Annotated in this window: 26 protein-coding genes, 1 tRNA gene and 1 rRNA gene; 11 read left to right on the top strand and 17 right to left on the bottom strand. The window is 64.7% G+C overall.

The features are described 5' to 3' along the window. The first annotated feature begins 47 nt into the window (after positions 1-47). Positions 48-1544 carry an MFS transporter gene (locus AC5RUM_RS13375; protein WP_494035534.1) on the top strand — a complete coding sequence of 499 codons (1497 nt, stop codon included), beginning with the start codon at positions 48-50 and terminating at the stop codon, positions 1542-1544. An 85-nt stretch (positions 1545-1629) separates the two neighbouring features. Here the strand turns inward: AC5RUM_RS13375 and AC5RUM_RS13370 are convergent, their stop codons facing one another. Next, positions 1630-2109 carry a Dps family protein gene (locus AC5RUM_RS13370; RefSeq protein WP_494035373.1) on the bottom strand — a complete coding sequence of 160 codons (480 nt, stop codon included), beginning with the start codon at positions 2107-2109 and terminating at the stop codon, positions 1630-1632. 214 nt (positions 2110-2323) lie between these two features. Here AC5RUM_RS13370 and AC5RUM_RS13365 point away from each other — a divergent pair, with 214 nt between their 5' ends. Genes AC5RUM_RS13365 through AC5RUM_RS13355 form a run of 3 tightly spaced genes read left to right on the top strand, consistent with a single transcriptional unit; the run spans position 2324 to position 5966 of the window. Further along, positions 2324-3376 (top strand): nitrilase-related carbon-nitrogen hydrolase, encoded by a 1053-nt coding sequence (locus tag AC5RUM_RS13365; protein WP_494035372.1) that lies wholly within the window; start codon positions 2324-2326, stop codon positions 3374-3376. Continuing rightward, on the top strand, positions 3373-4431 hold the full coding sequence (locus AC5RUM_RS13360; RefSeq protein ID WP_494035371.1) for an agmatine deiminase family protein: 1059 nt from the start codon (positions 3373-3375) through the stop codon (positions 4429-4431). The genes AC5RUM_RS13365 and AC5RUM_RS13360 overlap by 4 nt, the downstream gene beginning before the upstream one ends. After that, positions 4428-5966, top strand: a complete 1539-nt coding sequence (locus AC5RUM_RS13355; RefSeq protein ID WP_494035370.1) for an APC family permease — start codon at positions 4428-4430, stop codon at positions 5964-5966. Before AC5RUM_RS13360 ends, AC5RUM_RS13355 begins: the two co-directional genes overlap by 4 nt. Before the next feature lie 149 nt (positions 5967-6115). Here AC5RUM_RS13355 and AC5RUM_RS13350 read toward each other — a convergent pair whose 3' ends face one another. The 3 genes from AC5RUM_RS13350 to AC5RUM_RS13340 all read right to left on the bottom strand — a co-directional run bounded on the left by AC5RUM_RS13350 (position 6116) and on the right by AC5RUM_RS13340 (position 7628). After that, positions 6116-6664, bottom strand: a complete 549-nt coding sequence (locus AC5RUM_RS13350) for an AMIN-like domain-containing (lipo)protein (RefSeq protein WP_494035369.1) — start codon at positions 6662-6664, stop codon at positions 6116-6118. Between the two features lie 314 nt (positions 6665-6978). After that, the gene (locus AC5RUM_RS13345; protein ID WP_494035368.1) at positions 6979-7281 is read right to left on the bottom strand and encodes a DUF4193 domain-containing protein; all 303 of its coding nucleotides are present in this window, start codon (positions 7279-7281) and stop codon (positions 6979-6981) included. A gap of 113 nt (positions 7282-7394) precedes the next feature. Beyond that, positions 7395-7628, bottom strand: a complete 234-nt coding sequence (locus AC5RUM_RS13340; RefSeq protein ID WP_494035367.1) for a hypothetical protein — start codon at positions 7626-7628, stop codon at positions 7395-7397. Positions 7629-7799: 171 nt separating this feature from the next. Here AC5RUM_RS13340 and AC5RUM_RS13335 point away from each other — a divergent pair, with 171 nt between their 5' ends. Next, a complete protein-coding gene (locus AC5RUM_RS13335) occupies positions 7800-8147 on the top strand; it encodes a hypothetical protein (protein ID WP_494035366.1) in 348 nt (115 codons plus the stop codon). Between the two features lie 25 nt (positions 8148-8172). Here AC5RUM_RS13335 and AC5RUM_RS13330 read toward each other — a convergent pair whose 3' ends face one another. The 9 genes from AC5RUM_RS13330 to AC5RUM_RS13290 all read right to left on the bottom strand — a co-directional run bounded on the left by AC5RUM_RS13330 (position 8173) and on the right by AC5RUM_RS13290 (position 14951). Continuing rightward, positions 8173-8961 carry an alpha/beta fold hydrolase gene (locus AC5RUM_RS13330; protein WP_494035365.1) on the bottom strand — a complete coding sequence of 263 codons (789 nt, stop codon included), beginning with the start codon at positions 8959-8961 and terminating at the stop codon, positions 8173-8175. A gap of 181 nt (positions 8962-9142) precedes the next feature. Continuing rightward, positions 9143-9622 carry a nucleoside deaminase gene (locus tag AC5RUM_RS13325; protein ID WP_494035364.1) on the bottom strand — a complete coding sequence of 160 codons (480 nt, stop codon included), beginning with the start codon at positions 9620-9622 and terminating at the stop codon, positions 9143-9145. 69 nt (positions 9623-9691) lie between these two features. Then, positions 9692-10546 carry a hypothetical protein gene (locus tag AC5RUM_RS13320; protein WP_494035363.1) on the bottom strand — a complete coding sequence of 285 codons (855 nt, stop codon included), beginning with the start codon at positions 10544-10546 and terminating at the stop codon, positions 9692-9694. Next, complete coding sequence (locus tag AC5RUM_RS13315) at positions 10543-11112, bottom strand: RNA polymerase sigma factor (RefSeq protein WP_494035362.1); 570 nt, start codon at positions 11110-11112, stop codon at positions 10543-10545. The genes AC5RUM_RS13320 and AC5RUM_RS13315 overlap by 4 nt, the downstream gene beginning before the upstream one ends. Positions 11113-11271: 159 nt before the next feature. Further along, a complete protein-coding gene (locus AC5RUM_RS13310; RefSeq protein WP_494035361.1) occupies positions 11272-11760 on the bottom strand; it encodes a GNAT family N-acetyltransferase in 489 nt (162 codons plus the stop codon). Between the two features lie 272 nt (positions 11761-12032). Continuing rightward, complete coding sequence (locus AC5RUM_RS13305; RefSeq protein ID WP_494035360.1) at positions 12033-12461, bottom strand: hypothetical protein; 429 nt, start codon at positions 12459-12461, stop codon at positions 12033-12035. A 449-nt stretch (positions 12462-12910) separates the two neighbouring features. Then, entirely contained in the window at positions 12911-13720 is an 810-nt protein-coding gene (locus tag AC5RUM_RS13300; RefSeq protein ID WP_494035359.1) for an alpha/beta fold hydrolase, read from the bottom strand. 127 nt (positions 13721-13847) lie between these two features. Next, positions 13848-13924, bottom strand: a tRNA-Thr gene (locus AC5RUM_RS13295). Positions 13925-14060: 136 nt separating this feature from the next. Further along, a complete protein-coding gene (locus AC5RUM_RS13290) occupies positions 14061-14951 on the bottom strand; it encodes a DsbA family protein (protein WP_494035358.1) in 891 nt (296 codons plus the stop codon). 179 nt (positions 14952-15130) lie between these two features. On the opposite strand from AC5RUM_RS13290, the gene AC5RUM_RS13285 reads away from it, so the two are divergent. From AC5RUM_RS13285 to AC5RUM_RS13270, 4 genes are all read left to right on the top strand, one after another. Next, on the top strand, positions 15131-16633 hold the full coding sequence (locus AC5RUM_RS13285) for an alpha,alpha-trehalose-phosphate synthase (UDP-forming) (protein ID WP_494035357.1): 1503 nt from the start codon (positions 15131-15133) through the stop codon (positions 16631-16633). Next, positions 16623-17453 (top strand): trehalose-phosphatase, encoded by an 831-nt coding sequence (otsB, locus tag AC5RUM_RS13280; protein WP_494035356.1) that lies wholly within the window; start codon positions 16623-16625, stop codon positions 17451-17453. Before AC5RUM_RS13285 ends, otsB begins: the two co-directional genes overlap by 11 nt. A gap of 226 nt (positions 17454-17679) precedes the next feature. After that, complete coding sequence (locus AC5RUM_RS13275; RefSeq protein WP_400581120.1) at positions 17680-18762, top strand: ABC transporter ATP-binding protein; 1083 nt, start codon at positions 17680-17682, stop codon at positions 18760-18762. A gap of 174 nt (positions 18763-18936) precedes the next feature. Continuing rightward, positions 18937-20355, top strand: a complete 1419-nt coding sequence (locus tag AC5RUM_RS13270) for a DUF4032 domain-containing protein (protein ID WP_494035355.1) — start codon at positions 18937-18939, stop codon at positions 20353-20355. 64 nt (positions 20356-20419) lie between these two features. On the opposite strand, the gene AC5RUM_RS13265 is transcribed toward AC5RUM_RS13270, so the two are convergent. Further along, on the bottom strand, positions 20420-21790 hold the full coding sequence (locus AC5RUM_RS13265; RefSeq protein ID WP_494035354.1) for an FAD-binding oxidoreductase: 1371 nt from the start codon (positions 21788-21790) through the stop codon (positions 20420-20422). Positions 21791-21982: 192 nt separating this feature from the next. Here AC5RUM_RS13265 and AC5RUM_RS13260 point away from each other — a divergent pair, with 192 nt between their 5' ends. Beyond that, positions 21983-23728: a glycoside hydrolase family 13 protein gene (locus AC5RUM_RS13260; protein WP_494035353.1), complete on the top strand. Its 1746-nt coding sequence runs from the start codon at positions 21983-21985 to the stop codon at positions 23726-23728. Between the two features lie 7 nt (positions 23729-23735). Beyond that, positions 23736-24770, top strand: coding sequence for a LacI family DNA-binding transcriptional regulator (locus AC5RUM_RS13255; protein WP_494035352.1), 1035 nt, complete (start codon positions 23736-23738; stop codon positions 24768-24770). Here the strand turns inward: AC5RUM_RS13255 and AC5RUM_RS13250 are convergent. From AC5RUM_RS13250 to rrf, 3 genes are all read right to left on the bottom strand, one after another. After that, positions 24748-25242 carry an SRPBCC family protein gene (locus AC5RUM_RS13250; RefSeq protein WP_494035351.1) on the bottom strand — a complete coding sequence of 165 codons (495 nt, stop codon included), beginning with the start codon at positions 25240-25242 and terminating at the stop codon, positions 24748-24750. The genes AC5RUM_RS13255 and AC5RUM_RS13250 overlap by 23 nt on opposite strands. Before the next feature lie 233 nt (positions 25243-25475). Then, positions 25476-26057, bottom strand: coding sequence for a dihydrofolate reductase family protein (locus AC5RUM_RS13245; RefSeq protein ID WP_494035350.1), 582 nt, complete (start codon positions 26055-26057; stop codon positions 25476-25478). A 342-nt stretch (positions 26058-26399) separates the two neighbouring features. Next, a 5S ribosomal RNA gene (gene rrf, locus AC5RUM_RS13240) occupies positions 26400-26495 on the bottom strand; the annotation flags it as partial.

The raw sequence follows: 26495 nt of genomic DNA, 5'->3' as shown, positions 1-26495 counted from the left end.
CAGCCGCCGGCACAGCAGCAAGGCAGCCGTCTCCCGCCAACGGCGGGATGCGTGACTGGCTTGCCCTGGGCCTGCTGATGTTCCCCGTTCTGCTTGTGGCCGTGGACAATACGGCCCTGACGTTCGCGCTCCCGGCGATCACGCGCAGCCTGGACCCCTCCGGGGTCCAGCTGCTGTGGATCGTGGATGCCTACGCCCTCGTCCTGGCGGGGCTCCTGGTGGCCATGGGAAGCCTGGGCGACAGGATCGGCCGCCGCCGGCTGCTGCTGATCGGCACCACGGGATTTGCGGCCGTCTCGGCCGCCACAGCGTATGCCCCCACTGCAGAATGGCTGATTGCCGGGCGTGCCGGACTGGGCCTTTTTGGCGCCATGCTGATGCCGTCCACGCTGTCGCTGATCCGGAACATCTTCCCGGAGCCCAACCGGCGCCGCCTGGCCGTCGCGATCTGGGCTGCAGGCTTCTCCGGCGGTGCGGCCCTTGGACCGATCTTCGGCGGCTGGCTCGTGGAGCACTTCTGGTGGGGCGCGGTGCTTCTGGTGGCGGTGCCGATCATGCTGCCACTGCTTGTCTTCGGCCCCTTCTTCATTCCTGAGTCCAGGGATCCGAACCCGGGCCGGGTGGATGCGGCCAGCATCCTGCTCTCCATGCTGACCATGGTGCCGGTGGTTTATGGGATCAAGGAACTGGCCACAGAAGGCCCCGGGGTGTTTCCGCTTGCCGTCATCGCTTTCGGCACGCTCATGGGCTGGGCCTTTGTGCGGCGCCAGCACCGGCTGGCGTCTCCCCTGCTGGACCTGTCCCTGTTTCGGAACCGGGTGTTCAGCACGGCAATCACCGCCAACGTCTTGGCGCTGTTCTCCTTCAACGGCTTCATCCTGTTCCTGGCCCAGCACCTGCAATTGCTGGAGGGAATGTCCCCCTCGGCCTCGGGGACGGCCATGCTCCCGGCACTGGCGGCCACCGTGGTGGCCGGCCTTCTCGTGGTGCCGCTGGTGCGGAGGATCCGGCCCGGGTTCGTGGTGGCCGGCGGCCTGTCCCTGAGCGCGGCCGGCTATTGCCTGGTCACCCTTGGCGACCACTCGGCCGGGCCATCCCTGCTGCTTGGAGCGCTGCTCCTGCTGGCCCTGGGGGTCGGGGCCGCGGAGACCATCTCCAACGACCTGATCCTGGGCACGGTGCCGCCGGCCAGGTCCGGGGCGGCGGCGGCCATTTCCGAAACAGGCTACGAGGTGGGCTCGCTGCTGGGAACGGCCGTGCTGGGGTCGATCCTGACAGCTTCATACCAAGGACAGTTCGTCCTGCCGCGGGCCGTGGCCGAGGCGGCACCGGGCGAGTCCGCGGACCGGGCCAGGGAAACGCTCGCCGGAGCGATGGAGCTGGCCGAGACCCTGCCCGCCCCGCTGTCCGAGGCCCTCGCAGCGGCAGCCCGCCTGGCCTTTGACTCGGGCGTGCACATTACCGCCGCCATTGCGCTGGTGCTGATGGCAGCAGCGGCAGTCCTTTCCGCCGTCGTACTCCGCCGGGTGCCGAGGGCTAGCTAAGCGGCACGCAAACAGCCCCGGAGTGACTCCGGGGCTGTTTGCGTGGTTCTGCCAGGCGGCTCCTCCGCCGGCCTGGCGCGGGCGGCTACTTGCTGTCGGGGCGGGTGACGCCGGCCGAGGCCTTCATGTTTTCGGCGCCCACCATCCAGGCGTACTGCTCCAGCTTCTCAATGAAGGCGTGCAGCAGGTCAGCTGTGGTGGGGTCCTCTTCATCCACCTCGTCATGGACCTTGCGCATAGTGCCGACAGCGGCTTCCAGCGCGGCAACGATCCTGTCGATCGCGTCCTTGGTGTTGATGAGGCCTTCCGGGAACTGGGCCAGGCTCGTGGACTTTGCCACGGTCTCGCTGCGGCCGTCCGGAAGGGCGTGGAGTGCGCGCATCCGCTCGGCCATGTCGTCAGCGAAGGCCCGTGCGGCGTTGACGATCTCGTCCAGCTGCAGGTGAAGGTCACGGAAGTTGGTCCCCACGATGTTCCAGTGCGCCTGCTTGCCCTGGATGTGCAGTTCAATCAGGTCCGCCAGGACGGCCTGCATGTTGTTGGTCAGGGTCGGTGAAGCTTTCATTCGTCCTCCTCGAGTGGTCCAGTAGCCCCGACGCTACCGCAGCCCGGGTCAGGGGCGGCAGGTGGAAAGCAGGGATTTCACCATCAGCTTACTTACTATCCCGGTCATAAATGAATGGCCCTCAAATAACCCCTTGTCAGTACGCCTCGCGCCGTGCATACTAAATGAACGTCATTCATTTAGTGACGGTCGTCTCACTGGAGTAGTCATCATCATGATTGAAATCACCTGCCTCGCTTCGCCCGCCTCCCTCGCCCGGACAGCGCCGTCTGTGCGTCCCGCGCTGCGGATCGGCGTCGTCCAGCACCGCTGGCACAGCAACATTGCGGTCCTTCGTGCCGAGCTGAACGACGGCATCGAACGGGCGGCCCGCCTCGGCGCCACCGTCGTCTTCCTTCCCGAACTCACGCTCTCCCGCTATCCGGCCGACGAGATTCCCGAGAACGACCTGTCCCTGCCTGGACGGGTCCGCCCCCGCCCCTCGGACGCCGCCGAGGACCTGCTCACCGGCCCCACCTTCCGCTTCGCCGCGGATGCAGCCCGCCGGCACGGCATCTGTGTGCACGCCTCGCTCTACCAGCGGGCAGACGCCCCGGACGGCAGCGACGACGGCCTGGGCCTGAACACCTCCATCCTCGTCTCCCCCTCGGGCGAGCTGCTGGCGCGCACCCACAAACTGCACATCCCCGTCACCGCCGGCTACTACGAGGACCGCTTCTTCCGGCAGGGCCCGGCGGCGGAAGACGCCTACGAAGTCCACGCCCCTGCTGAACTTGGCGGCGCACGGCTAGGCATGCCCACCTGCTGGGACGAGTGGTTTCCCGAGCTGGCGCGGATGTATTCGCTCGGCGGCGCGGAGCTGCTGGTGTATCCGACGGCGATCGGTTCAGAGCCCCTGTTCCCGGAGTTCGACACGCAGCCCCTGTGGCAGCAGGTCATCGTCGGCAACGGCATCGCCAACGGGCTGTTCATGGTGGTTCCCAACCGCTGGGGCCGGGAGGGCAGCCTCAACTTCTACGGGTCCTCCTTCATCTCCGATCCCTACGGCCGCATCCTGGCACAGGCGCCGCGGGACGAGTCGGCTGTCCTCGTGGCGGATCTGGACCTGGACCAGCGCCGCGACTGGCTCACCCTCTTCCCGTTCCTGACCACCCGCCGCCCTGACACCTATGCGCGGCTGACCGAACCCGTGCGGCATGACGAGCCGTTCGGCACGGTTTCGGCAGACTCAACCAGCGACTACGTTCCCGCAGAGGTGACAGCATGAGCACGTGGCGCATGCCCGCCGAGACGGCGCCCCAGGAACGCCTCTGGATGGCGTTCCCCACCGGGGGCTACACGCTGGGCGGAACCGCCGAAGAGGCCCATGCGGCAAGGTCGGTCTGGGCCGCCGTCGCGAACGCCGCTGTTGAATTTGAGCCGGTCACCGTGGTGGTGGCGCCCGACGACGTCGAGACAGCCGCACGCTATCTTTCACCCGCCGTCGAGGTGCTTCCGGCGGAGTTGAACGACGCCTGGATGCGGGACATCGGTCCTACATTCGTACTGGACGACAGCGGCCAGCTGGGTGCCGTGGACTGGGTCTTCAACGGCTGGGGCGCCCAGGACTGGGCGCAATGGGACAAGGACTCGCTCATCGCGGCCGAGGTGGCCGGCCGGACCGGCGCCCACCACCTGGTGTCCGGGCTGGTCAACGAAGGCGGCGGCATTCAGGTGGACGGCGAGGGCACAGTGCTGGTCACCGAAACAGTGCAGCTGGATCCGGGCCGCAATCCCGGGCTCACCAAGGCAGATGTTGAAGCGGAGCTGGCCAGGACCATCGGCGCCAGCCACGTGATCTGGCTTCCGCGCGGCCTGACCCGCGATTCGGAGCGCTACGGTACCCGCGGGCACGTGGACATCGTGGCCGCCATCCCGTCGCCGGGTGTTCTCCTGGTCCATTCGCAGCAGAATCCGGAGCATCCCGACTTTGCGGTCAGCCGCGAGGTCATCAGCTTCCTGTCCACTACCCGGGACGCGGCCGGACGGGAGTGGAGCATTGTCGAGGTTCCGGCCCCCACTGCCCTCACCGACGAGGAGGGCTTCGTGGACTACAGCTACATCAACCACGTGGTGGTCAACGGCGGCGTCATCGCCTGCACCTTCTCCGATCCCAACGATGAGAAGGCCCTCCGCATCCTCGCTGACGCCTATCCCGGACGGCGGGTGGTGGGCATCGACGCCCGCGAACTCTTCGCCCGCGGCGGGGGAATCCACTGCATCACCCAGCAGCAGCCCGCCGGTTTCCGGAACGGACTGCCTGCCAGAAAGGGACAGTCATGAGTCAAACCACCCGCGCCGCCGCACCGGCCGCCGGCCCCTCCCACGGCATTACCGGAAAAGGACTGCAGGGCGGGCAGCTGGGCCTGCTCGCCGTCGTCGTCCTTGGCATTTCCACCATCGCGCCTGCGTACACACTGACCAGCGCGCTCGGCCCCACAGTCGCCGAGGCAGGGCTGCAGCTTCCCGTCATCTTCCTCATCGGCTTCATCCCGATGATCCTGGTGTCCCTGGCCTACCGGGAGCTGAACGCCGATTCACCGGACAGCGGCACCACCTTCACGTGGGTGACCAAGGCCTTCGGCCCGTGGGTCGGCTGGATGGGCGGCTGGGGTTTGCTCGCCGCCAACATCATCGTGCTGTCCAACCTGGCCGCGGTGGCAGTGGACTTCTTCTACCTGTTCATCGCGCAGCTGACGGGTGCACCGGAACTGGCTGATCTCGCCGCGAACAAGCCCCTCAACGTGGCGACCTGCTTCGTCTTCGTGGCGCTGGCGGTCTGGGTGAGCTACCGCGGGCTGCACACCACAAAGATTGTGCAATACGGGCTCGTGGGCTTCCAGCTGCTGGTGCTGGGCCTCTTCGTGGCCCTGGCCTTCGCCAACTGGTCCGCGTCCGAAACCTCCATCCCCTTCAGCTGGGAATGGTTCGACGTGACCAAGATCGAGACGTTCGGCCAGGTCGCCGCCGGCATCTCACTGTCCATCTTCGTGTACTGGGGCTGGGACGTCTGCCTCACGGTGAACGAGGAAACCTCCAACGGCAAGAAAACCGCCGGCCTCGCAGGCACGGTGACCGCCGTCGTCGTTCTTGGCATCTACCTGCTGATCACCATCGCGACGATGATGTTCGCCGGCGTCGGGGACACGGGCATCGGCCTGAACAACGAGGAAAACCACGCAAACATCTTCACCGCGCTGGCTTCCCCCATCATGGGCCCCCTCGCCATCCTCATGTCGCTGGCGGTCCTCTCCAGCTCGGCGGCCTCGCTCCAGTCCACGTTCACATCCCCCTCACGCAGCCTTCTGGCGATGGCGCACTACGGCGCCCTGCCGGAGCCGTTCAGCCGCCTGAGCAAGAAGTTCGCGACGCCGGGCTTCGCCACCGTCGCTGCCGGTGTCCTCTCGGCGGGGTTCTATGCCGTGATGCATGTGGTCAGCGAGAACGTCCTCAATGACACCATCCTCGCCCTGGGCCTGATGATCTGCTTCTACTACGGGCTGACTGCCTTCGCCTGCGTCTGGTACTTCCGCAACAGCGTGTTCGGCAGCTTCCGGAACTTCATGCTGAGGCTGCTCTGCCCGCTGCTGGGCGGCCTGGGGCTCCTGGTGGTGTTCCTGCAGACGGCCGCGGACAGCTGGGCTCCGGAGTTCGGCAGCGGCTCGGAGTTCTTCGGTGTGGGCCTGGTGTTTGTGCTCGGCGTCGGCATCCTCGCCATGGGAGTCATCTTCATGCTGGTCATGTCACGGCTCCGGCCAGGTTTTTTCCGCGGCGAGACCATCCGCCGGGACACTCCCGCCCTGGTGCTGCCGGAGTAGCAGCCGGCCGGCCCCGCCGAACACACAAGCGAAAGCCCCGCCTCCCGGCTGTGAACTGGTTCACTGTCCCGGAGGCGGGGCTTTTACGTTGGAAGGTGCTTATCTGCGAAAGGTGGTCAGGACTTCATCGGCCTGGACGGCGCCGCGTGTCACCAGTGATGGGCGACATCAATGACAAGCCTGGATCCCGAGCCCGGACCGTCAAGCGTGAACACCTTGAACGGCAGCCGTGCGCGGACACCGAGGCCCAGGGTGGTGTAACCCTCGAAGCTGCCTGCCCAGGCCAGTTGCCTGAACGTCTGGTACTTGGAAACGTTGGTCACCTCTGACCTGTTGGCCGGAGTGAAGGTGGCCTTGCCCGTGTTGCTGTCATAGCTCGGCGAGTGGGCCGTGACCTGGAGGAACGCGCCACCCCTCAGCTTGATGGGGAGTCCGGAACCGTCCTGGACGACTTTGGAAACGTAGCGGACGTTGTAGCCGCCTGCTTTTCCTTTGAGATCGATCACCAGCCGGTCGAAGCAGTAATGCTGCCCCGTCCGCACATTGGTTACTGATGCGGCGCTCATGGCCTGGTTGGACTTTGCCAACGAGCCCCAGACGAGTCCGCAATATGAGGCTGCGGAGGCAGACCCCGGAGCCAGAAGGCCCAGCCCGACAGCCATCACCATAGCTGTGAGCCAGGCGCTTAGTTTTTTCATTTGGCCACCCCTTTCGAGTGAGTGATTGGATAGCTCCAGCGTAGGAGCGCCAATAGCCCGAAACGAGGGATGTGTCCGGTTCGGAGCGCAACCGTTAGGCGCCTCCGAAACCGATTACGGGACTGTAATTCGGAGGCGCTTTTTGAGGGCGCCGAAAGACGTTTGTGGCCGTTTCTCCATATGCCCGTTACCGCTCATAACGGCCGATATCGGCCGTATTTGCGGTTGGGCACAAAAAAGCGAGGCGCCAGCTTCCCTGCGGGGCCGCCGGCGTCTCGCATTGCCTTGCCAAAGGGCGCGCGTCTGGGGCTGTGTCAGCCTTCGCAGTCGCGACAGTACTTCATGCCGTTCTTTTCGCGTGCAACCTGGGAGCGGTGGCGGACCAGGAAGCAGGAGGAGCAGGTGAATTCGTCGGACTGCTCGGGAACGACAATGACCGTGAGTTCTTCGCCGGAAAGATCTGCCCCCGGAAGGTCGATGCCCTCGGCGGTGTCGTTCTCATCGACGTCGATTACAGCGGTCTGCGCGCCACCGCCGCGGGACGCCTGAAGGGCCTCCAGCGATTCGGAGGGATTCTCTTCTTCTGTCTTGCGTGGGGCGTCGTAATCGGTAGCCATATCGTGGTTCACTTTCGTTGCTGCGCAGCGCCATTTCAGGCACCTCAGTGAAGCAGTTTAGGTCATAAAGCAGCAAAGTGAAGACTACTGTGGCCAACGCGACAACGCCGGCCCTATGGCGGCTGAACTGGCTCCCGGCCGGCGGCTGTTTCGTGGGCTCCGCGGGCATGCTCCGCTGCTAGGGCGACCCCGCTCAGGGCGGGCAGCCAGGCCCAGCGGGTGACCTGCTGCAGGGCATCCGAGGCCTCCTCCGGCGGGCCGGGAAAATGACCGGAGAACAGGGCGTCGGCGAGGGTGCGGCGGAGTCTTCCCAGCAGCTCTTTGGCCGGGAGGTACGTCGTGGTCATGGTGCAAACGTAGGCGCCCCGTGTTGTGGGCACGTTTCGGCCGCGTCTCTGCACGGTTAAGCCGGGTTGGTCCGGGGCTGGCGGCCGGGCACGGACCGGGGCTGGCGGCCGGGCAGCGTCCGTCTTAGCCTGAACATGAGATTGGCACCCGCATCCCCCAGGAGGCACCCCATGGCCACCAAGCTCAACCGCAAAGCATTGGATCATGCACGCGCGCTCGTGAAAAAGGGAAAGGTCGAGCGGGATATCCGCGATGACTGGAGTGAGCACGCCCCGTCCACGGACGATGAGAATTCGTTCATTGACAAGCACGGCTTTGACGAGTTCTCAAAGTGGCACCTGGGCATTGACCGCGAACAGTCGGAGGGCACCAAAGGCAGCGTGAGTTTCCCTTTCGGCGACTTCAAGAAGGTCCACCGTTGCGCTGTCATCTCGCTGGAAAGCCGGGCAGCGCAGTACGACCACGACGACATCGCCAAGGCGGCCAAAGACCTACTGGAGGAGATCGACGCCGATTGAAGGCTGATCCGATAAACCGCCCGTTTCAGGGGTGATCGGCCCAGCCAATGGCCGCGGGCGCATCGAGGAACGTGATCACGACGTCGCGCACGAGGTCGGTCCGCGCGAGCCCGAAGAAATGCGTCGTGCCGGGGAACACCGCGAGCTGCGACGCGGGCACACCCTCGAAGTCGCCGTTCACGTCTCCCCCGCGCAGTTGGAGGAATTTCACGGCGTGGTCGAGCTTGACCATGTCGCAGTCACCGACCGTGAGGAGCGTCGGCGCAGCGATTCCACGGATCTCGTCGTCGCTCCATCCGGTTTCGCCCGCACCGTAGCGTGAGAGCTTGTCGAGCAGGCCCTGCAGATGCTCACGATCGGGATGCGGCGAAACGGCGAGGTAGCGTTCCTCCATCGGGGTACCCGCGATCAAGTCCACCGTCATCTCCGCGACCGCTTCGGCGTTGCCGCCACGGTCGCCCTCTGGCCGGAACGACACCGACGAAACGATGAGCTTGCGCACGAGTTCTGGATGGTGGATCGCGAGATCAAGCGCGACCGCACCGCCGACGCTGAACCCGAACACGTCGACGTTGTCGACACCGAGGTGCTCGAGAAGCCCGATGACATCGGATGCCAGGTCGGGAGTGCCCAGCGGCCGATCGATGTCGTTTGTGCGTCCGTGCCCTTGGAAGTCCGTCGCGATCACGCGGCGCCCGGCCGACAGGCTCGGGATCAGCGCCCCGAACTGCTGCTCGATGTCGAAGAGCCCGCCGTGCAGGAGCAACAGCGGAGTGCCGCCGTCGCTATCATCCCCGTGCAGCTCGTAGTACATCTGGAGCCCGTTTACTGACGCGTATCCAGATTGGGGTGCGACTGTCGTTCCGTCGGTCATCCACGAGCCTCCTCTGGCCTACGCGTGCATCGTGCCTTCCATCCTGACACTGCACACAATGGGCTGGCCAGTGCTTGGAGGAGATCGCGGGCGACGAGGCTCCGCACGGCGGGTTCGTCCCCTACTCAGCGATGTCCTCTGCCCACAGGTCCGGGTTTTCCTCCTGGAACATGCGCATCATGTCCACACAGCGCTGATCGTCCAGGACCACCACCTCAACGCCACGTGACCGCAGAAGCTCGAACTCGCCGTCGAACGTACGTGCTTCACCCACCACCACACGGGGGATTTTGAACTGGATGATGGTCCCGGTGCACATGGCGCAGGGAGCGAGAGTGGTATAAAGCGTGGTGTCCCGGTAGCTCTTCTGCCGGCCGGCTGCGCGAAGTGCGGACATTTCGCCGTGCGCGATCGGATCGCCGTGTTGGACTCGTTTGTTGTGTCCGCTCGCGATGACCACGCCCTCACGGGCAAGCGCTGCTCCGATGGGGATACCGCCTTCACTGAGACTCTTTTGCGCCGCTTCATAGGCGGCTTCGAAGGCGGGGTCGAGGCCCGTTTGTGGTTCCCGGGGTGCGGTTTCGCGCTGTTCGTGGGTCATGCGGTCATTTTTGCATGCGGGTAAGCCGACCGTTGCCGGCCTCGCAGCGCCCCCCCGAAAATTGGGAAACTATCTAAGGGACGATTTCCCACTACTTGATGGGAAGTTGAGTAGCTGCGTTTCAGTGGAGCCATCTCTGTAGGTCACGTGAACGGGCACTCCCTGATCCGAAGCATTTTGCAATTCGTTGCCCGGTAGCCAGAAAGCGAAATGACCTTTCGCTACGGTTGCGATCACCTCTGTGCCGGCAGAGTTGGTGTAGGAAATCGCTGCTACATCGGCTCCCACGCGCCCAGACGCGATCGAGAGGGGCTTGTCTGCGTTTGTTCCAGTTCCGAGTTGGGTCGCAGCAATACCTCGTGCCGGCAGTGCCGCCATCCCGGGTTTTCCGACGGAGCCGAACGTTCCCTTGTGGTACCAGGGCGCCGTGGCGTCCGTGGTACATGACGCTTCAAAACCGTCCGGGCCGATGAGGATGACAGTCACCCAGGCTCCCCGCCGCTCAGCAATGGCTACTTCCGCTGCTGAAAGTTCGGTCGTGTAAATTCCGCTGCCTACGCGTTGTGTTGACCTGCGGCAGTCTGAGACGGCGTTGTCACGTTCGGAGCCGATGAGTGTCCCGGGTGCTGCTGTCCAGGTGGCGAAGGCCGGGTCACCTTCTCCTGAGAAAGCCGGAATGATGAGTAACCCGGCCGTGACTGCTGCTGCCAGGCCTCCAAGCGTGACTACCCGTCGTCGGCGGTTGGCCTTGGGTTTGGCCGGCCCGCGGCCGACCCCCACTTTGCTGTTGGAGGCAGCGGAAACTGGTTGGGAGCTGAGTATGCGGTTCAGGTCGGCTTGCGCCCTGGCAGGGTTCGGCGGTGAGCATTTCTCTGCTGCGTCCATGGAGCGCAGAAGTGTGTCGAGGTTCTGATCACTTTTCATAGCGTTGACGCCTTTTCAGGTGATGCCGCCGAAAGATCGGAAGCATGATGAGGGAGGTGGTCAAGGAGGAGCCGCAAGGCCCGTCTGGCGCGGGTCAACCTCAACCGGAAAGCCACGGGTGAGATTCCTAAAACTTTGGCAGCCTGCGGCGCGGCCAGGTCCTCAAAGACGGCGAGTCCCAGGGCTTCTTGATGGACTTCAGAAAGAAGCGTCCAGGCGCGGCCTAAATCGATGCGACTACTGACCAGATCAGCATGAGAGGTGCTGAAATCATCGGATATTGTTTCAGCGAGCCGCACGCCTAGCGCTTGACGTCGCTGTTCTCCACGCTGAGCGTTCAACATCAGATTCCGCGTGATCCCGAAAACCCAGGCCCGGGCATCACTCTCTTGCGCCGGCGCTTCGGAGAAGCGCCTCCAGACGACAAGAAATGCCTCAGCGACCATGTCCTCAGCATTTGCTGAATCCGTGCGGCGCTGAACGAACTTCAGCAGGTCGGCGTATGAGGATTCGTATAGCGACCGGAAGGCGCCGGCCCTGTCAGGGGCCCCCGATAAATGACTCATACCCTATACCTGTCCGCCACCTGCCTAAGTGTGTCGCAAATGGTCCAGCAATTCTGACAAGCACCTACCAGGGGCGAGCCAAGGCACGCTACGAAGGGTCTTAGCAGACTCTCTCTCGGGTTAGCCGCCGTCGGCGCAGGTGACTTGGGCGCATTGTCTTCAATCGGCGAGGTTCTTGAAATAGCGTGCTACAGGCCATCGCTCGAATCCAGCGGCTTCATATGCGCGCCGGGCAGGCGCGTGGCCAGGATCATCACCGGTCTCCACAAGCACCATGCTCATGCCAGCCTTTCGGCCTGCATCGAAAGAATGATCCATGAGGGCTCGGCCAACTCCCTTCCGCTGGTGAACGGGATCCACGGCGAGAACATACACCTCGCTCATGCTGTCCTCCGGGTGCAGCCGGGTACATACCCAACCCACCAACTGGTTCCCCTCAAGAGCGATCGCTACGTTCTCCGGCTCACCATCAAGAACAGCTGCCAAGTCGCGGTACTGACGTTCCTCCCACCCCATTGGGTAAAAGGCCTCGTACACAAACCCAGGCACTGCATCGCGAACCAATGGAAACACCGGCTCCCAGGCTCTTAGGGAAAGCGCGAGCACCTCTTCCCGGTATTCCGGCGTGTAATCGACGATCCGCACCATCCAATGATGCTAGCCCGATGTACCTGGCGCTGTGCCCGCCCTCGGGACGCCGGTAGCCGAAGTCCACCCGAAGGCCCGTCGATCACTACGCGCCCCCAGCACCTCGAGGCTTTCTGTGACGATGCTGGAGCTGACATGCCGAATACCCCGCCCGATTAGATGCCCGGGAAGGTGCGCCAACTACGACATTGGCCGTCTCACAACCCTAGGGTTTTGAGGCGCAGAGGTTTCGAGACGCCGAGTTGGATGGGGACGTGATGGTGGACGTCAGGCTATCCGGCAAGGTATCCACCCGCCTCCAGGATGCCTCGTGCCATGATCCACTGGCCGATGACGCATGCGCCGATGAGCCCGCCACACAGGATGTACGCCCCGACGCGTGAGCCCTTGCGCATGTGATGCGCGTCCGGCTTCCTTCCGTCCCACCAGATGCGGATGAGGAGCAGCAAGCAGGGAAGCATCGCGATCTGTATGGGAAGCCCCTTGCCGCTGCGGTCGTATTTCCCGTCGTAGGGCATTCGGGTGTCCCACGGGACATTGAGAAAGACGAAGCCAGCGATTGCAACACAGGCTACAAAAGCAGCCACGCAGAGGATGCTGATATTGTGAGAGGCCTTTCTGCCCAGTCGGAGGTCCTCCGCGGTGAATCCCTCTGGCACGACCTCATCCCCGACGCCAGGGTTCGCGACTTCGCTCACCATTCCCCTCCATCGCCTCGTCCGGGCCCAGCGCACGTGGCCACCTCGGGCCGAAGATCCGAATCGGGCCTCAGTGTTTCGATGACGGCATAGAGAACGATTTCTTCTTCGCTGAGCCTTCCGGTCCGGCGAAGATGATCAACGGCAACGAAGATCCCTACGGGGACACCTGTCCGCCCCACGTAGCCTGCATGAAATCGCTGAAAGACCCCCATAGTCTTATGCTCCCACAGCGGTGTCATTAGCGCGCTCGATGAAGGTTTCCCACTAAAGCGCTAGGCCGTCTCGTAACCCTTGAGATACGAGGCGTCTCACAGACCAAGTGACCGCTGCACGGTGGTGCTCTAGTTTTCGCAGGTACCGTCCGATTTCAAGGTGCGGGCCATTCAGGGGAACCCTCGAGTTCTCCAACTCGCGGCAAGCGCGCAGTTCTCAGCCTGCGCAGTCCACGGTCAAGGTCCGGTGGGGCTGCTGAGCGAACGAACGAACGTCCTCACCTCGAAATTGAAGGCGTCGGCGGCCTCCACGTTGCTCAGGTGCCCGACGCCGGGGAGTACGACGAGCTTCGACGCGGGGATTTTCGTGTGCAGTTCCTTCCCGACCGCCAGCGGCGATCGCGCGTCGAGTTCGCCATGCAGCACCAGCGTCGGGACGTCGATGTCAGGGAGGATGCCGCGAAGATCGGCATTCGCCATCGCTCGGAGCATCGTCAAACTGGCTCGCGGGTGGATACCGGACATCAGCGCGAGTGTTTGTAGGGCCATTTCTCGCGGTGCAGACTCGGTGAGCATGCCTGGCAGGTACTGAGGCAGCCAGTCGTCGGGAGGCTGTGTGACTTCCTCGCTGATCCGCTGAACGCGCCGCTGCACCTCGTCGGCTGGCAGGGAGCCGGCCCAGCCGGCGTACCCCCCGGCCAGGATCAGACTCCTGGGCAGACTCGGATGTCGTGCATAGAGCGCCAGGGCGAGCGCGCCACCGAACGACAGGCCAACGATATGCGGGCGGGTCAGGCCGAGCGCTCTCACAAACTCGGCCAGGCTGTCGGCGTAGTCTTCCATGCAGAAGGATTCGGGCGGATCGTCGGATCCTCCGCAGCCCGGAGCGTCCCAGGCGACGACAGTGAACTCGTCGTCGAGGGCGTCGAGCTGCGGACCCCAGGATCGGCTATCGAATCCAAAGCCGCCATGGAGAAGGACGAGGGGATCGCCCGATCCCGCAACCCCGTAGTTGATTTTGAGGCCGGACACCGCAACTGCGCCCACTTACGTATCTTGGCAGCCGGTGACCAAGCCTGGCAACGCTGCGCTGGCAGTCAAGGTCGGAACCGTGCGGTTGAACTGATGAAAAACCCCTCCCATCCGGGCAAAATCGCCGGAAAAGAGGGGTAAATGGAGCCCCCTGTCGGATTCGAACCGACGACCCCCGCTTTACAAGAGCGGTGCTCTGGCCAACTGAGCTAAGGAGGCGCACCCGTCAGGGTGGGCGCCATACGGCGCTAAACAAGATTAGCCCACGGACTGCCCGCAGGTAAAAACGGCGGCGGCCCGCCACTCGAACAAAATCCGGGTGGCGGGCCGCCGCTGATAAAGCTTGCGCGGAAGACTAAGCCTTGGCCTTGATGGCCGCGTCGACGAAGGCCGGGAATTCGGTCTGTGCGCTGTCGCCCTTGCCCCACTGCTTGCCGTCCACCAGGACGGTCGGCGTGCCGGCGACACCAATGGCGGCGGCTTCCTGGGTGGTGTACTTCACCCACGGACGGTACCGCTTTTCCTCGACACAGGTGTCGATGCTCTTGGCACCGATGTCCGTTGCCAGCTTCTTCAGCTCGTCGTCGGAAAGCCCGGCGCCGCCTTCGGCCGGCTGGTTGGCGAACAGGGTGTCCACAAACTCCGCGTACTTCTCCGGGGATTCATTCACCACACAGGCAGCAGCGTTCGCTGCACGGGAGGAGTAATTCGTGGTGGAGCGGCTGTCCAGGAAGCCCAGGGCCCGGTACTCCACGGTGACCTTGCCTTCGTTGCGGAGGGACGTAAGCGTGTCGTTGAACTGCGCCTCGAAGTTCTTGCAGGCGGGGCAGATGAAGTCGATGTAGAGGACCACCTTGACCGGCTTGCCGGCCTCAGCATCCGCACCGGGCGCCTTAATAGTCGCAGGAGCCGACGCGGGCGCGTCCGGCAGGTCTGCCACGTTGACGGTCGCGGGCTCGGACTTGGCAACCTCGGTGCCCTTGAGCAGGGTGACGCCGCCGTGGACGTTTCCGTTGGCTGGGGTGGGGCCTTGGTCCGCCACCGGCGCGTTGTTCTGCAGGCTCGTGCTGACGACAAGGGCCACAACGGCAAGGATGGCAACCACCGCGGCAACGATGCCCCAGCCGATCAGCAGCTTGTTCCGCTTGTCCTTCTTCAGCTTTGCTTCACGGATCTGGCGGGCTTTCTCGCGGGCCTCCGCCGTGCGCTCGGCTTTGGACATGCGGGGTTCGTTTGCGGGGCTCATTAGTTCCTCGTGTCGATCGGACAGGTGCGGACCACCCAGGGGCAACCCTCCCATTTTAGGGGGATACCCCGGAGCTTGCGCTTTCAAGTATTCCTTCAGCGTGCCCAACGGACGAATAGCACGTATGATTCCCGCCCGCTAGGGTTGACAGAGATCCACAAGCAACCCCAGGGAGCGCAATGCAAGGACCTGAAAGCGACAAACCGGAGACAAAAACGGAGAGCTGGGCTGCGTCTGAGGACAGCTCCGCCACCGCCACGTATGACTTCATGGTGGTGTCCAACCGCCTTCCGGTGGACCGCTGCGCTCCGGGCGAACAGGGCGACGACGGCTCCGGCTGGCGCCGCTCGCCCGGCGGCCTGGTGACCGCCCTCGCCCCTATGATGACCAAGACCGACGGCGCCTGGGTTGGCTGGCATGGAGCCCCCGACGAGACTGTCACCCCCTTCAGCCACGGCAGCATGGACCTCGTCCCCGTGCAGTTGAGCACCGACGACGTCGAGCTGTACTACGAAGGCTTTTCCAACGCCACCCTCTGGCCGCTGTACCACGATGTCATTGCGCCGCCGGAGTTCCACAGGACCTGGTGGGACTCATACCGCAAGGTCAACAAGAGGTTCGCCGACGCCGTCGTCCGCCATGCCAACCGCGGCGCTACCGTGTGGGTGCAGGACTACCAGCTCCAGCTCGTGCCCCGGATGCTGCGCGAGGCGCGGCCGGACCTGCGGATCGGCTTCTTCAACCACATCCCGTTCCCTCCGCCGGAGATCTTTGCCCAGCTTCCGTGGCGCCAGTCGATCATCGACGGATTGCTGGGCGCGGACCTCGTGGGCTTCCAGCGCAGCAGCGACGCCGGCAACTTCATGCGTTCGGCCCGCCGCTTCCTCGGCGCGAGCGTCAAGCAGCAGCAGGTCCACGTCAAGGGCCAGAACGGCGAGATCACGCACATCGCCCGCGCCCAGGCCTTTCCCATCTCCATCGATGTCCGGCACATCACGGAACTGGCGAACAAGCCCGAAATCATCGAACGGTCCCGTCAGATCCGGCAGGATCTTGGCAACCCCAAGACCATCCTGCTCGGCGTCGACCGCCTCGATTACACCAAGGGCATCAGGCACCGGCTCAAGGCCTACGAGGAGCTCCTCAACGAGGAAAAGCTCACGGTGGGCGACGCGACACTGATCCAGGTGGCCAGCCCGAGCCGGGAACGCGTGGAACAGTACCGCCTCCTCCGCGAAGAGGTGGAGGGAACCGTGGGCCATATCAACGGAACCTACGACACCATCGAGAACACGGCCGTGCGGTACCTGCACCACAGCTACCCCATCGAGGAGATGGTGGCGCTGTACCTGGCCGCCGACGTCATGCTCGTCACCGCTCTCCGTGACGGCATGAACCTCGTGGCCAAGGAATACGTCACGGCCCGGACAGGAAACGACGGCGCACTGGTCCTCAGCGAATTCGCGGGGGCAGCCGACCAGCTGAAGCAGGCGCTCCTGATGAACCCGCACGACATTGACGGCCTCAAGGACACTGTCATGAGGGCCGTCAGAATGTCCCCGAAGGAGTCGGCGCGCCGTATGCGCGCCATGCGCAAGCAGATCCTGGACCACGACGTCGACCACTGGTCCGCCGACTTCCTGCACGCCCTCAACGAAAAGGTGGTCCGCGATGACTCCTGAGGCAGACCCCGCCCCGTCCCGCGACAGGGCCCCGCTGACACTGCCGCCGGAGCTCCTTGATGCCGTGAGGCGGGTCGCCGGCACCGAGCACCTGCTGGTCGCTATGGACTTCGACGGCACCATCTCACCCCTCGTGGACCATGCAGGCGATGCCCGCCCGCTGCCGCGGTCCGCGGCCGCCTTCGCTGAGCTGGCCACCCTTCCACGCACGACGACGGCCCTCATCTCTGGCAGGGCGCTCGACAGCCTCCGCGCGGTCGCTTCGCCCCCCGCGGAGACGCTGCTCATCGGCAGCCACGGGGCGGAGGCCTGGCTGGGCCCCGGATCGGCCCCTCTCGTCCTGGATGCCGCCCAGCTGGAGCTGCTGGCGGAGGTCCGCAGCATCCTGGAAGGCATCGTGGAGCTCGCCCCGGGCACGCTCCTGGAAGAGAAGCCCGCGGGCGTCGTGCTCCACACCCGGCTTGCCGAGGATGACGTAGCGGAGGACGCCGTGTCCGCGGCGCGCGCAGCTCTTCAGGACCGCGAGGGCGTCCACCTGAAGAACGGCAAGAGGGTCCTGGAAACGTCCGTGGTCCACGCGTCAAAGGGCGAGGGCGTGGACTTCCTAAGGCAGGCGTCCGGCGCGACGGCCGTCATCTTTGCCGGCGACGACACCACAGACGAGGACGCACTGGGCCGTCTCGGACCCGACGACGTGGGCGTGAAGGTGGGCCTGGACTTCACCCAGGCGCAGTACCGCGTAGAGGCCCCCGTGCACATCGCCGAGCTGCTGGAAGCCCTGCTCCGGGAACGCCGGAGGGCCGTGGAATCACCTTCGTAACACCCGCATGTGCGGGATCTCACCTGTGATGCCCGTAACATTTGCGTCCATTAGGGATAAATCTGACATACTCTGGGGTGTGATGTGGCGCACAGGAACCGTGCGGCGTCACGCGATGCTCCTCGGCTTCGGCCGGGGAGTGCATATTGCAGTACATAACTGAATTACATGAACCATTCACTACGGATCGTCCGGCACGTACCTGCCGGTGAAGGGATTGATAACTGTGGCAACAGTTACTTTTGATAACGCTACGCGTCTGTACCCGGGCACAGAGAAGCCCGCTGTTGACAAGCTCAACATCGAAATCGCCGACGGCGAATTTCTGGTCCTCGTTGGACCCTCCGGTTGCGGTAAGTCCACCTCCCTGCGCATGCTCGCAGGCCTGGAAGATGTGAACGCCGGCCGTATCCTCATTGGCGACCGCGATGTCACCGACGTTCCGCCGAAGGACCGCGACATCGCCATGGTTTTCCAGAACTACGCCCTGTACCCCCACATGACAGTGGCGGACAACATGGGCTTCGCCCTGAAGATCGCAGGCGTCAGCAAGGAAGAGCGCGCCGAGCGTGTCCGTGAAGCTGCCAAGCTCCTGGATCTCGAGCCGTACCTGGACCGCAAGCCGAAGGCACTTTCCGGCGGTCAGCGCCAGCGTGTTGCCATGGGCCGCGCAATCGTGCGTAACCCGCAGGTCTTCCTCATGGACGAGCCGCTGTCCAACCTGGACGCCAAGCTCCGTGTCCAGACCCGCACCCAGATTGCATCCCTTACCCGCCGCCTGGGCGTCACCACCGTTTACGTGACGCACGACCAGGTCGAGGCCATGACCATGGGCGACCGCGTCGCAGTGCTCAAGGACGGCCTCCTGATGCAGGTGGACACCCCCCGCAACCTGTACGACCGCCCGAAGAACGTCTTCGTCGCCGGCTTCATCGGCTCCCCCGCCATGAACCTCCTCGAACTTCCGGTCGTCGACGGCGGCGTGCAGTTCGGCGGCACCGTCTACCCCGTGCCGCGCAACGTCCTCGAAGAGGCGCACGGCAGCACCGTCACGCTCGGCACCCGCCCCGAGGACCTGGAGACCGCGCCGCAGGGCGACGGCCTGCAGGTTGAGGTCGACGTCGTCGAAGAGCTCGGCGCCGACGCCTACGTCTACGGACACACCACGTTGGACGGCAAGAGCCACGACATCGTGGCACGCGTCGACGGCCGCCGCCCCCCGATGAAGGGCGAGTCCATCTGGGTCCGCCCGCAGTCCGGCCACGTGCACCTGTTCGACACGAAGACCGGCGAGCGCCTGGGCGACTAGTCCCCCTGGCGCCGGTGGTTGAGCTTTTCGAAACCGCCTGATCAGAACGGTAAACAGACCGACGGCGGCCCTCCCCTTAACGGAAGGGCCGCCGTCGGGCGTTAAGCGCGCACCCCACCCTGTTGAACATGCGGGGTTTAGGCATGCGGACACTACGTACGGAAGAATTGATCCATGACCGAGGAATACAGCGCACAGTGGCACGACGAACCCACAGACTACGGGCAGATCGGCAAACTGCCCAGGTTCGAAGCCGCCAGCGCCAACGATGCCAAGGCATCCTCGGTCGCCAGCAACCTCAACATCACGGCAGCCGCCGCCGATCCTGAACTGCTGGACCTCCCCTGGCATATCGCCCTTGAAGACTGGCCCGCTGAATACCTCGCGGCCCTCCCCCGCGGCATCTCGCGGCACATCGTCCGCTTCGCCCACCTTGGCGGGTCGGTCATCGCCATCAAAGAAACGTCCGAGCACGTGGCCCGGCACGAGTACCACATGCTCCGCAAGCTGGCCCGGCTGGATGTTCCCTGCGTGGAACCCGTTGCCGTCATCACCGGCCGCACCACCCTCGACGGCAAGCCCCTGAACCCGGTGCTGGTCACCCGCCACCTAAAGTTCTCCATGCCTTACCGGGCGCTCTTCTCCCAGATGCTCCGCAAGGACACCCTGACCCGCCTCATCGACGCGCAGGCCCTGCTGATGGTGCGGCTCCACCTCATCGGGTTCTATTGGGGTGACGTATCGCTCTCCAACACACTGTTCCGCCGCGACGCCGGAGCCTTTGCCGCCTACCTCGTGGACGCGGAGACCGGCGAACTCTACCCCGACCTTTCGACCGGCCAGCGCGAGTACGACCTTGAGATTGCCCGCGTCAACATCGCCGGTGAGCTCATGGACCTCCTTGACGGCGGCCTGATCGAGGAGAAGGTGGATCCCGTGGCCACCAGCGAGCTCATCATGGAAAGCTACCGTCGCCTGTGGACCGAACTGACCGAAAAGGAATCGTTCGAACTCGGTGAGCGCTGGCGCGTGGGGGCCCGCATCCGGCGGCTGAATGAACTGGGCTTCGACGTCGAAGAGTATGCGATCAAGACCACCCAGAACGGCACGACCATCCAGCTTCAGCCCAAAGTCGTGGACGCCGGCCACCACCAGCGGCGCCTCCTCCGCCTGACCGGCCTCGACGCCCAGGAGAACCAGGCCCGGCGCCTGCTCAACGACATGGACTCGTTCCGCGCTGACAACAATCCGGAAATGGATGAGGAATACAGTGCCCACCTCTGGGTAAGCCAGATCTTCGAACCGATCGTGCGCTCGATCCCCCGCGACCTCTCCGGCAAGCTGGAGCCGGCGGAGGCCGTGCACGAGGTGCTTGAGCACCGCTGGTACATGTCCGAAAAGCAGGAGCGCCACATTCCGCTGGCGGAGGCCGTGCAGTCCTACATCGATTCCATCCTGCGCCACCGCCGCGACGAGGCGGCCATCATGCTCAACCCTGATACCGAGCTGCTGAAGATCCTGGAAGTGGAGACCGAGGAGTCCCGGTACGGCGCCGAGGAGTCGATCGACGAGTATCCGGACTCCGACGACTGACCCACAGGCGACTGTACGCTGGGGGCGACTGGACGTTGGGAAGTCCTGAAGTGGCACGCGTGTGTTAAATAGCCTTGCCAGGGTTGAGGATCCCGGCCGGGTCGAGGAGTTCCTTCAGGCGCCGCTGCAGCTCACGGATGGGCTCCGGCTGCTCCAGGCCCAGCCACCGCAGCTTGTATTGCCCGATGCCGTGCTCCCCCGTGATGGTGCCGCCCATGTCCAGCGCCACGGCGATCGACGCGTCGAGTGCTTTGTTCAGGCGCCGCATCGCATCGGCATCCACCACATCGTTCACGCGGTCCACCCAGAACGTGGGGTGCAGGTTTCCGTCGCCGGCGTGCGCCACGACCTTGAGCTTCACGTCATGGACCTCGGCCAGCGATTCAAGAGCCGCCACGTAGTCCACCAGCCGGGAGCGGGGCACCGCCACGTCCTCGCCCACCCGGTACTGATCGTCCACCTCGACGCCGCGGCTGTTGCGCCGCAGTTCCACCAGGAGCTCGGCTTCCGCATTCGCTTCGGTGGTCACCACGGCACCGCCTGCTGCCAGGACCTCACGGACCACGTCCGCCTCCGCTGCGGCACCGAACCCGTCGGTCTGGATCAGCAGGAGGGACCCGCCCCTCGCTGCGAGGTCCGAGCCATGAATCTCATCCAGCTGCGCGAGAGTCCCGCCGTCGAGCAGTTCCATGATGGCTGGCTGCACACGGGCCTTGCCCACCGCCAAAACACCTGCCGCGGCCTGCCGGAAATCGGGATAGAACGCCGCGATTGTGTGCACCTCGCGGGGCAGGTACTTGAGCCGCACCGTGGCGCCAACGACGATGCCCAGCGTGCCCTCTGAACCGACAAACAATCCGGTCAGGTCATAGCCCGCCACGCCCTTGAAGGTCTGGTGGCCGGTGTGGATGAGGGAGCCGTCCGCGAGCACCACGTTCAGAGCCAGCACCGAGTCGCGGGTGACACCGTACTTGGCACACCTGAGCCCGCCCGCGTTCGTCGCCACGTTGCCGCCGATCGTCGATACCCTGAAGCTCGCCGGATCCGGAGCGAACATCAGGCCGTGCCGGGCGGCGGCGTCGTTCAGGTCTGCGTTGACCACCCCCGGCTCAACGACGGCGGTCTCGTCGTCCGGGTTGAGGTCCAGAATCCGGTTCATCCGCTCCAGGCTGAGAACCACCGAACCCTCGGTCGCATGCGCACCGCCGGAAACACCCGTTCCGGCGCCCCGTGCCACGAGCGGAACGCCATGTGCAGCGCAGCTCTTGACAGCGGCCTGGACGTCGGGCACCGATTCCGCAAAAACAACCGCGAGGGGCTGCTGGTAGTCCAGAACAGGCGCCTGGTCAACGGCATAGGCAGCCAGCACTGCAGGATCCTGGACGACTTTGCCGGTTCCCAGGGTAGAAGTGAGCTCGTCAGCGATGCTGCTCATAGGGTCTCCCGATTCGGTCGCACGTGCTTTCAAGTCTAGGTGGCTGCCCGCGCGCGTAAGTGCCCTCCGGTGAAAACGCTTCCAATTTGATGCCAAACCTTACCGATACGGGCGGATGATTGACGGAAACTGTCAAGGAATATCAGTTGGAAACGCTTTCAATGCCAGCCAGCCCCGCTCTAAGCTGGCCCAATGTCTGTTGACTCGTTGCTGCAAGCGGTTTCACCTCTGGCCCGGTCCCTTACCCCGGTCCATGCCCCGGATAAGGCCCATGGCTGGTGGCGCTCGGCCGTCATCTACCAGGTCTACCCGCGCTCCTTCCGGGATATGAACGGGGACGGAGTCGGTGACCTCGCCGGCATCACCGCGGAAATGCCCCAGCTGGCCGAGCTCGACATCGACGCCATATGGCTTTCCCCCTTCTACCGTTCCCCCCAGCGCGATGCCGGCTACGACGTAAGCGACTACTGTGACGTGGATCCGCTGTTCGGCACGCTGGGCGACTTCGACGGCATGATCGCCGAGGCCAACAGGCTGGGAATCAGGGTGATCGTGGATCTGGTGCCCAACCACTGTTCGGATCAGCACCGCGCTTTTCAGGCCGCACTTGCCGCAGGGCCGGGAAGCACCGAACGGGACATGTTCATCTTCCGTGACGGCGCGGGCCCCGCCGGCGAAGAACCGCCCAACAACTGGCAGTCACACTTCGGCGGCTCCGCCTGGACGCGCATCACCGAAGCTGACGGAGCGCCCGGCCAGTGGTACCTGCACCTCTTCGATTCCTCCCAGCCTGACTTCAATTGGGACAACCAGGCCGTACACGACGAGTTCGAGCGCGTGCTCCGCTTCTGGCTGGACCGCGGCGTCTCCGGCTTCCGTGTGGACGTGGCGCACGCCCTGGTCAAGGCGCCCGGGCTTCCCGCTTGGGGCGGACGCGCAGACGGCAGCACCACCGACGGCTTTCCCGGACACGAAGCCCCGATGTTCGGCCAGCCCCGCCTGCACGACATCTTCCGGAACTGGCGCCGCATTCTCGAGGATTACGGACACGACCGCATTATGTGCGCCGAGGCTAACGTGGATCCGCTGCCCCGGCTTGCGGAATGGGTTCGGCCGGATGAAATGCACCAGGCGTTCAATTTCCCCTACCTGCACGCTGGGCTGAACATTCCCCGGCTGCGGCACGTCATCACCGAATCACTGACCTCCCTGGACGCCGTCGGCGCACCCAGCACCTGGGTGCTGTCCAACCACGACGTCGTCCGGCACGCCACACGCTTCGGGTACTACTGGTCCGGTCCCCGTGACGGCGACGGAATCGGCCCCGCGGACCCGCAGCCGGACCATCACCTCGGCCGGACCCGCGCCGCCGCCGCGTCCCTTTTCATGCTCGGTCTGCCCGGCGGCGCCTACCTGTACCAGGGCGAGGAACTCGGGCTTCCGGACGGCATCGACATCGCGGACCATCAGCGGCAGGATCCCACGTTCGCGCGCACCGGAGGCGGGCGTCTGGGCCGTGACGGCTGCCGCGTCCCGTTGCCGTGGCGTGCCTCGGAGCCTCACCACGGTTTCGGGGCCGGCCAGGATCCCTGGCTCCCGCAACCCGCGAGCTTCGCCGAACTGGCCAGGGACGCCCAAGCCGGGGACCCGTCGTCGCACCTGAACCTGTACCGCCGGATGCTGGCGCTGCGCCGCGAGCTGGGACTCGGGCGCGGATCGCTCTCCTGGGCCGAACAGTGGTGCACGGACTCGGCACTCGCGTTCCTGAACGGCAACATCCTGGTGATCATGAACGTGGGCCAGGACATCCTTGAGCTGCCTGCGGGTGAGGTGCTGCTGCGCAGCTCCGGGGAAAACCCCGGCAACGCCGAAGACTGGCATGGACTAGGCTCTGGAGAGACCGTCTGGATGAGGGTTTCACTAGACACGGAGAGCTAAAAAGCACATGGCCGGCATCAAGGAAGTCGCAGAGCGTGCCGGCTTGTCCATAGCCACCGTTTCACGGGCCTTGAGCGGCAAGGGCAACGTATCTGCCAAGAGCAAGGCGCGGGCGAAGGCCGCTGCCGCCGACCTGGGATTCGTGCCGTCCTACCAGGCCTCGAGCCTGGCCTCCGGGCGCAACTACAACATTGGAATCGTGGTCCCTTCCATCCACCGCTGGTACTTCTCATCGGTCGTGGAAGGGGTGTCTGCGGCGCTGCTGGACGCAGGCTATGACCTCACCCTATACAACGTCACAGAGGCCCCAGGGCGCCGGCAGAGCGTGCTCAAGGACTTCCTGCTGCGCAAGCGCGTGGACGCCGTCATTGCCGTGGCCCTGGCCCTCACGGAGTCGGAGCTCCGGCAAATGCTGGCGGTGCACCGGCCCATCGTCAGCATCGGCGGGCCGCTTAGCGGCGCGTCGACCATCGTCATCGACGACTATGGCCTGTCCGGGGCTGCAACGAACCATCTCATTCAGCTCGGCCACTCCAACATCGCGCACCTGACGGGCGACTCTGTCTATGAACTGGACTTCAAGATCCCGCGCACTCGCCTCACAGGGTTCAAGAGCGCGATGAAGGCTGCAGGTCTCCGGATCCGGCCCGAGTGGATCGTCAGGGCGGACTTCACCATCCAGGGCGGCTACGCAACAGCCAGGCAGCTGCTCGGCACACCCTCGGAACGCCCCACGGCTGTATTCGCAGCCTCCGATGAGATGGCTATCGGCACCATCCTGGCCGCCCGCGACTTCGGGCTCAGGATCCCGGAGGATCTGTCCGTAGTGGGGATAGACGGGCACGATCTCAGCGAACTCTTCGGGCTCACCACCGTTGACCAGGATCCACGCGGCCAGGGAGGACTGGCAGTGCGCCGCCTGCTGGAGGGGCTCGACGGCGGTGCGGAGCGGGCAACCGTCGATACCACCTACCCGACGAAGTTCGTCATCCGGTCCAGCACGGCGGTCCCGCCGGAGTTCAGCCGGCCTCAGCGCCCATGAAACGCGCGAACCGTCCCAGTACATCCGGCCACGCCTTGTCGTAGGCTGCACGCGCAGCGGCGGGATCCTCGGCGCCTTCCCAGCCGTCGTGGACGACGCGGACCTCAGTGCCGCCCTCCACGGCCCGGAACGCCACCCTGAGCTCCGTCGACCACAGCGCGGTGGTCCCCGGGTACCAGGATGCATGGAAGGACAACGGGGGCTGCCAGTCGTCGATGGTGCCCCATGCCGTGGTCCTGCCGTCGTCAGCCGTTTCGAGGACCAGGTTCTCTTCAAACTCGACGTACGAGCCGGGACCGAAAACGCTGTTGGTCTCCATGGGCCACCAAAGATGCGTGTGCTCCGTGAAGCCCATGAAGGCCCGGGCTACCGCGCCGGGAACGACCACCGTGCAGACGACCGGCTCCAAGGCCACGGACGGATCGGGCTCATTGGCACCGGGAGCGGCGGCGTGACTGAAGAGGTTTTCCATGGGCATCAACTCTACAACGTGGGCCCCTTGTTTGAGCCCCCGGGAAAACCGGCTGAGAGAGGGCTGCGTTCAGACCCGCGCCGGGCTCTACCGTCTTCACAGTTGAGGGTGTAATCGCTGGCTGGATGTTGGCTGGTACGTCGATCCCGGGGCAGCGATGCGCAAACGCAGCCGGAGGCCCGATCTTGTGTCACCGTTCGCAGTGGACTTCTTCGCGTACCCGCTCAGATCAGTCAACGGCGCACCCGATAGCGCAGGTGAAGCACCCGGTTGCCCTGAATCACCACGTCGGGATCCTCCAACAGGTGCTGTGCGTGGACCGACCCGAAGTAGCGCTTGCCGGACCCGAACACGACGGGTACGACATCCATGCGCACCTCGTCGACCAGGCCCGCGGCAAGCATCTGGCCACCGACGTCACCAGCGGCGACCTCGACGATGCGGTCACCCGCAAGCTCTTGCGCCTTGGCCATGGCTGCCTCGACGCCGTCGACGAAGTGAAACGGCGCCTCGGGGTCCCAGCCCTCGGGCTGCGGCCGGTGCGTTACGAGGACCACGTGGTCGATCCCGCTCGGAGGCTTCCCGTCCCAACCGTCCGTCATGTCGAAGACGTGGCGGCCGGCGATTGTCACCCCGATCTGGTCCCAGTACGGCCGGGTGTAGTCGTAGGACGTCTGAGACACCTTCAACTCGCCGCTCCCGTCCAACGGGACGTCACCGTTGGACAACCAGTCGAACAGCGGACCGGGCTGGTCATTCTCGTCCGCGATGAAGCCGTCCACCGACACCGAGCTGTACATGACCACCTTGCCCACGGGGCTCTCCTCTGCTTGGGGTGCCCCCACATTAGCGTGTCGTGAGCTGTCGCTCTAGTAAGAAATCAATCGGCCGGCAGCGGCCAGCCGTCCAGCGCGGGGCCGGGATGTTCTCGCAGGAACCGCCGCCGGACTTCGACGTACCGGCTCGGCGTGAGCCTGGTGAACGCCCGGGACTCGTGGCCGAAGTGGGCCTGGTCGAAGTAGCTTGCGCCACCGGCGAGGTCGCCCCAGTCGACCGGTCCGGCGGGGGTTGACGAAGAGCCGCTTTACCGAAGGCTGGTGGGCAGTTAAACAGCGAAGGCCCCGACATTCAGTGTCGGGGCCTTCACCTCAATTAGTGTCCGGCGGTGACCTACTCTCCCACACCCTCCCGGGTGCAGTACCATCGGCGCTGTGGGTCTTAGCTTCCGGGTTCGGAATGGGACCGGGCGTTTC

It is taken from the genome of Arthrobacter sp. B2060, from assembly GCF_059090445.1.
Note: the sequence above shows the minus strand (reverse complement) of the source record. Positions and strands in the feature narration are given on the sequence as shown.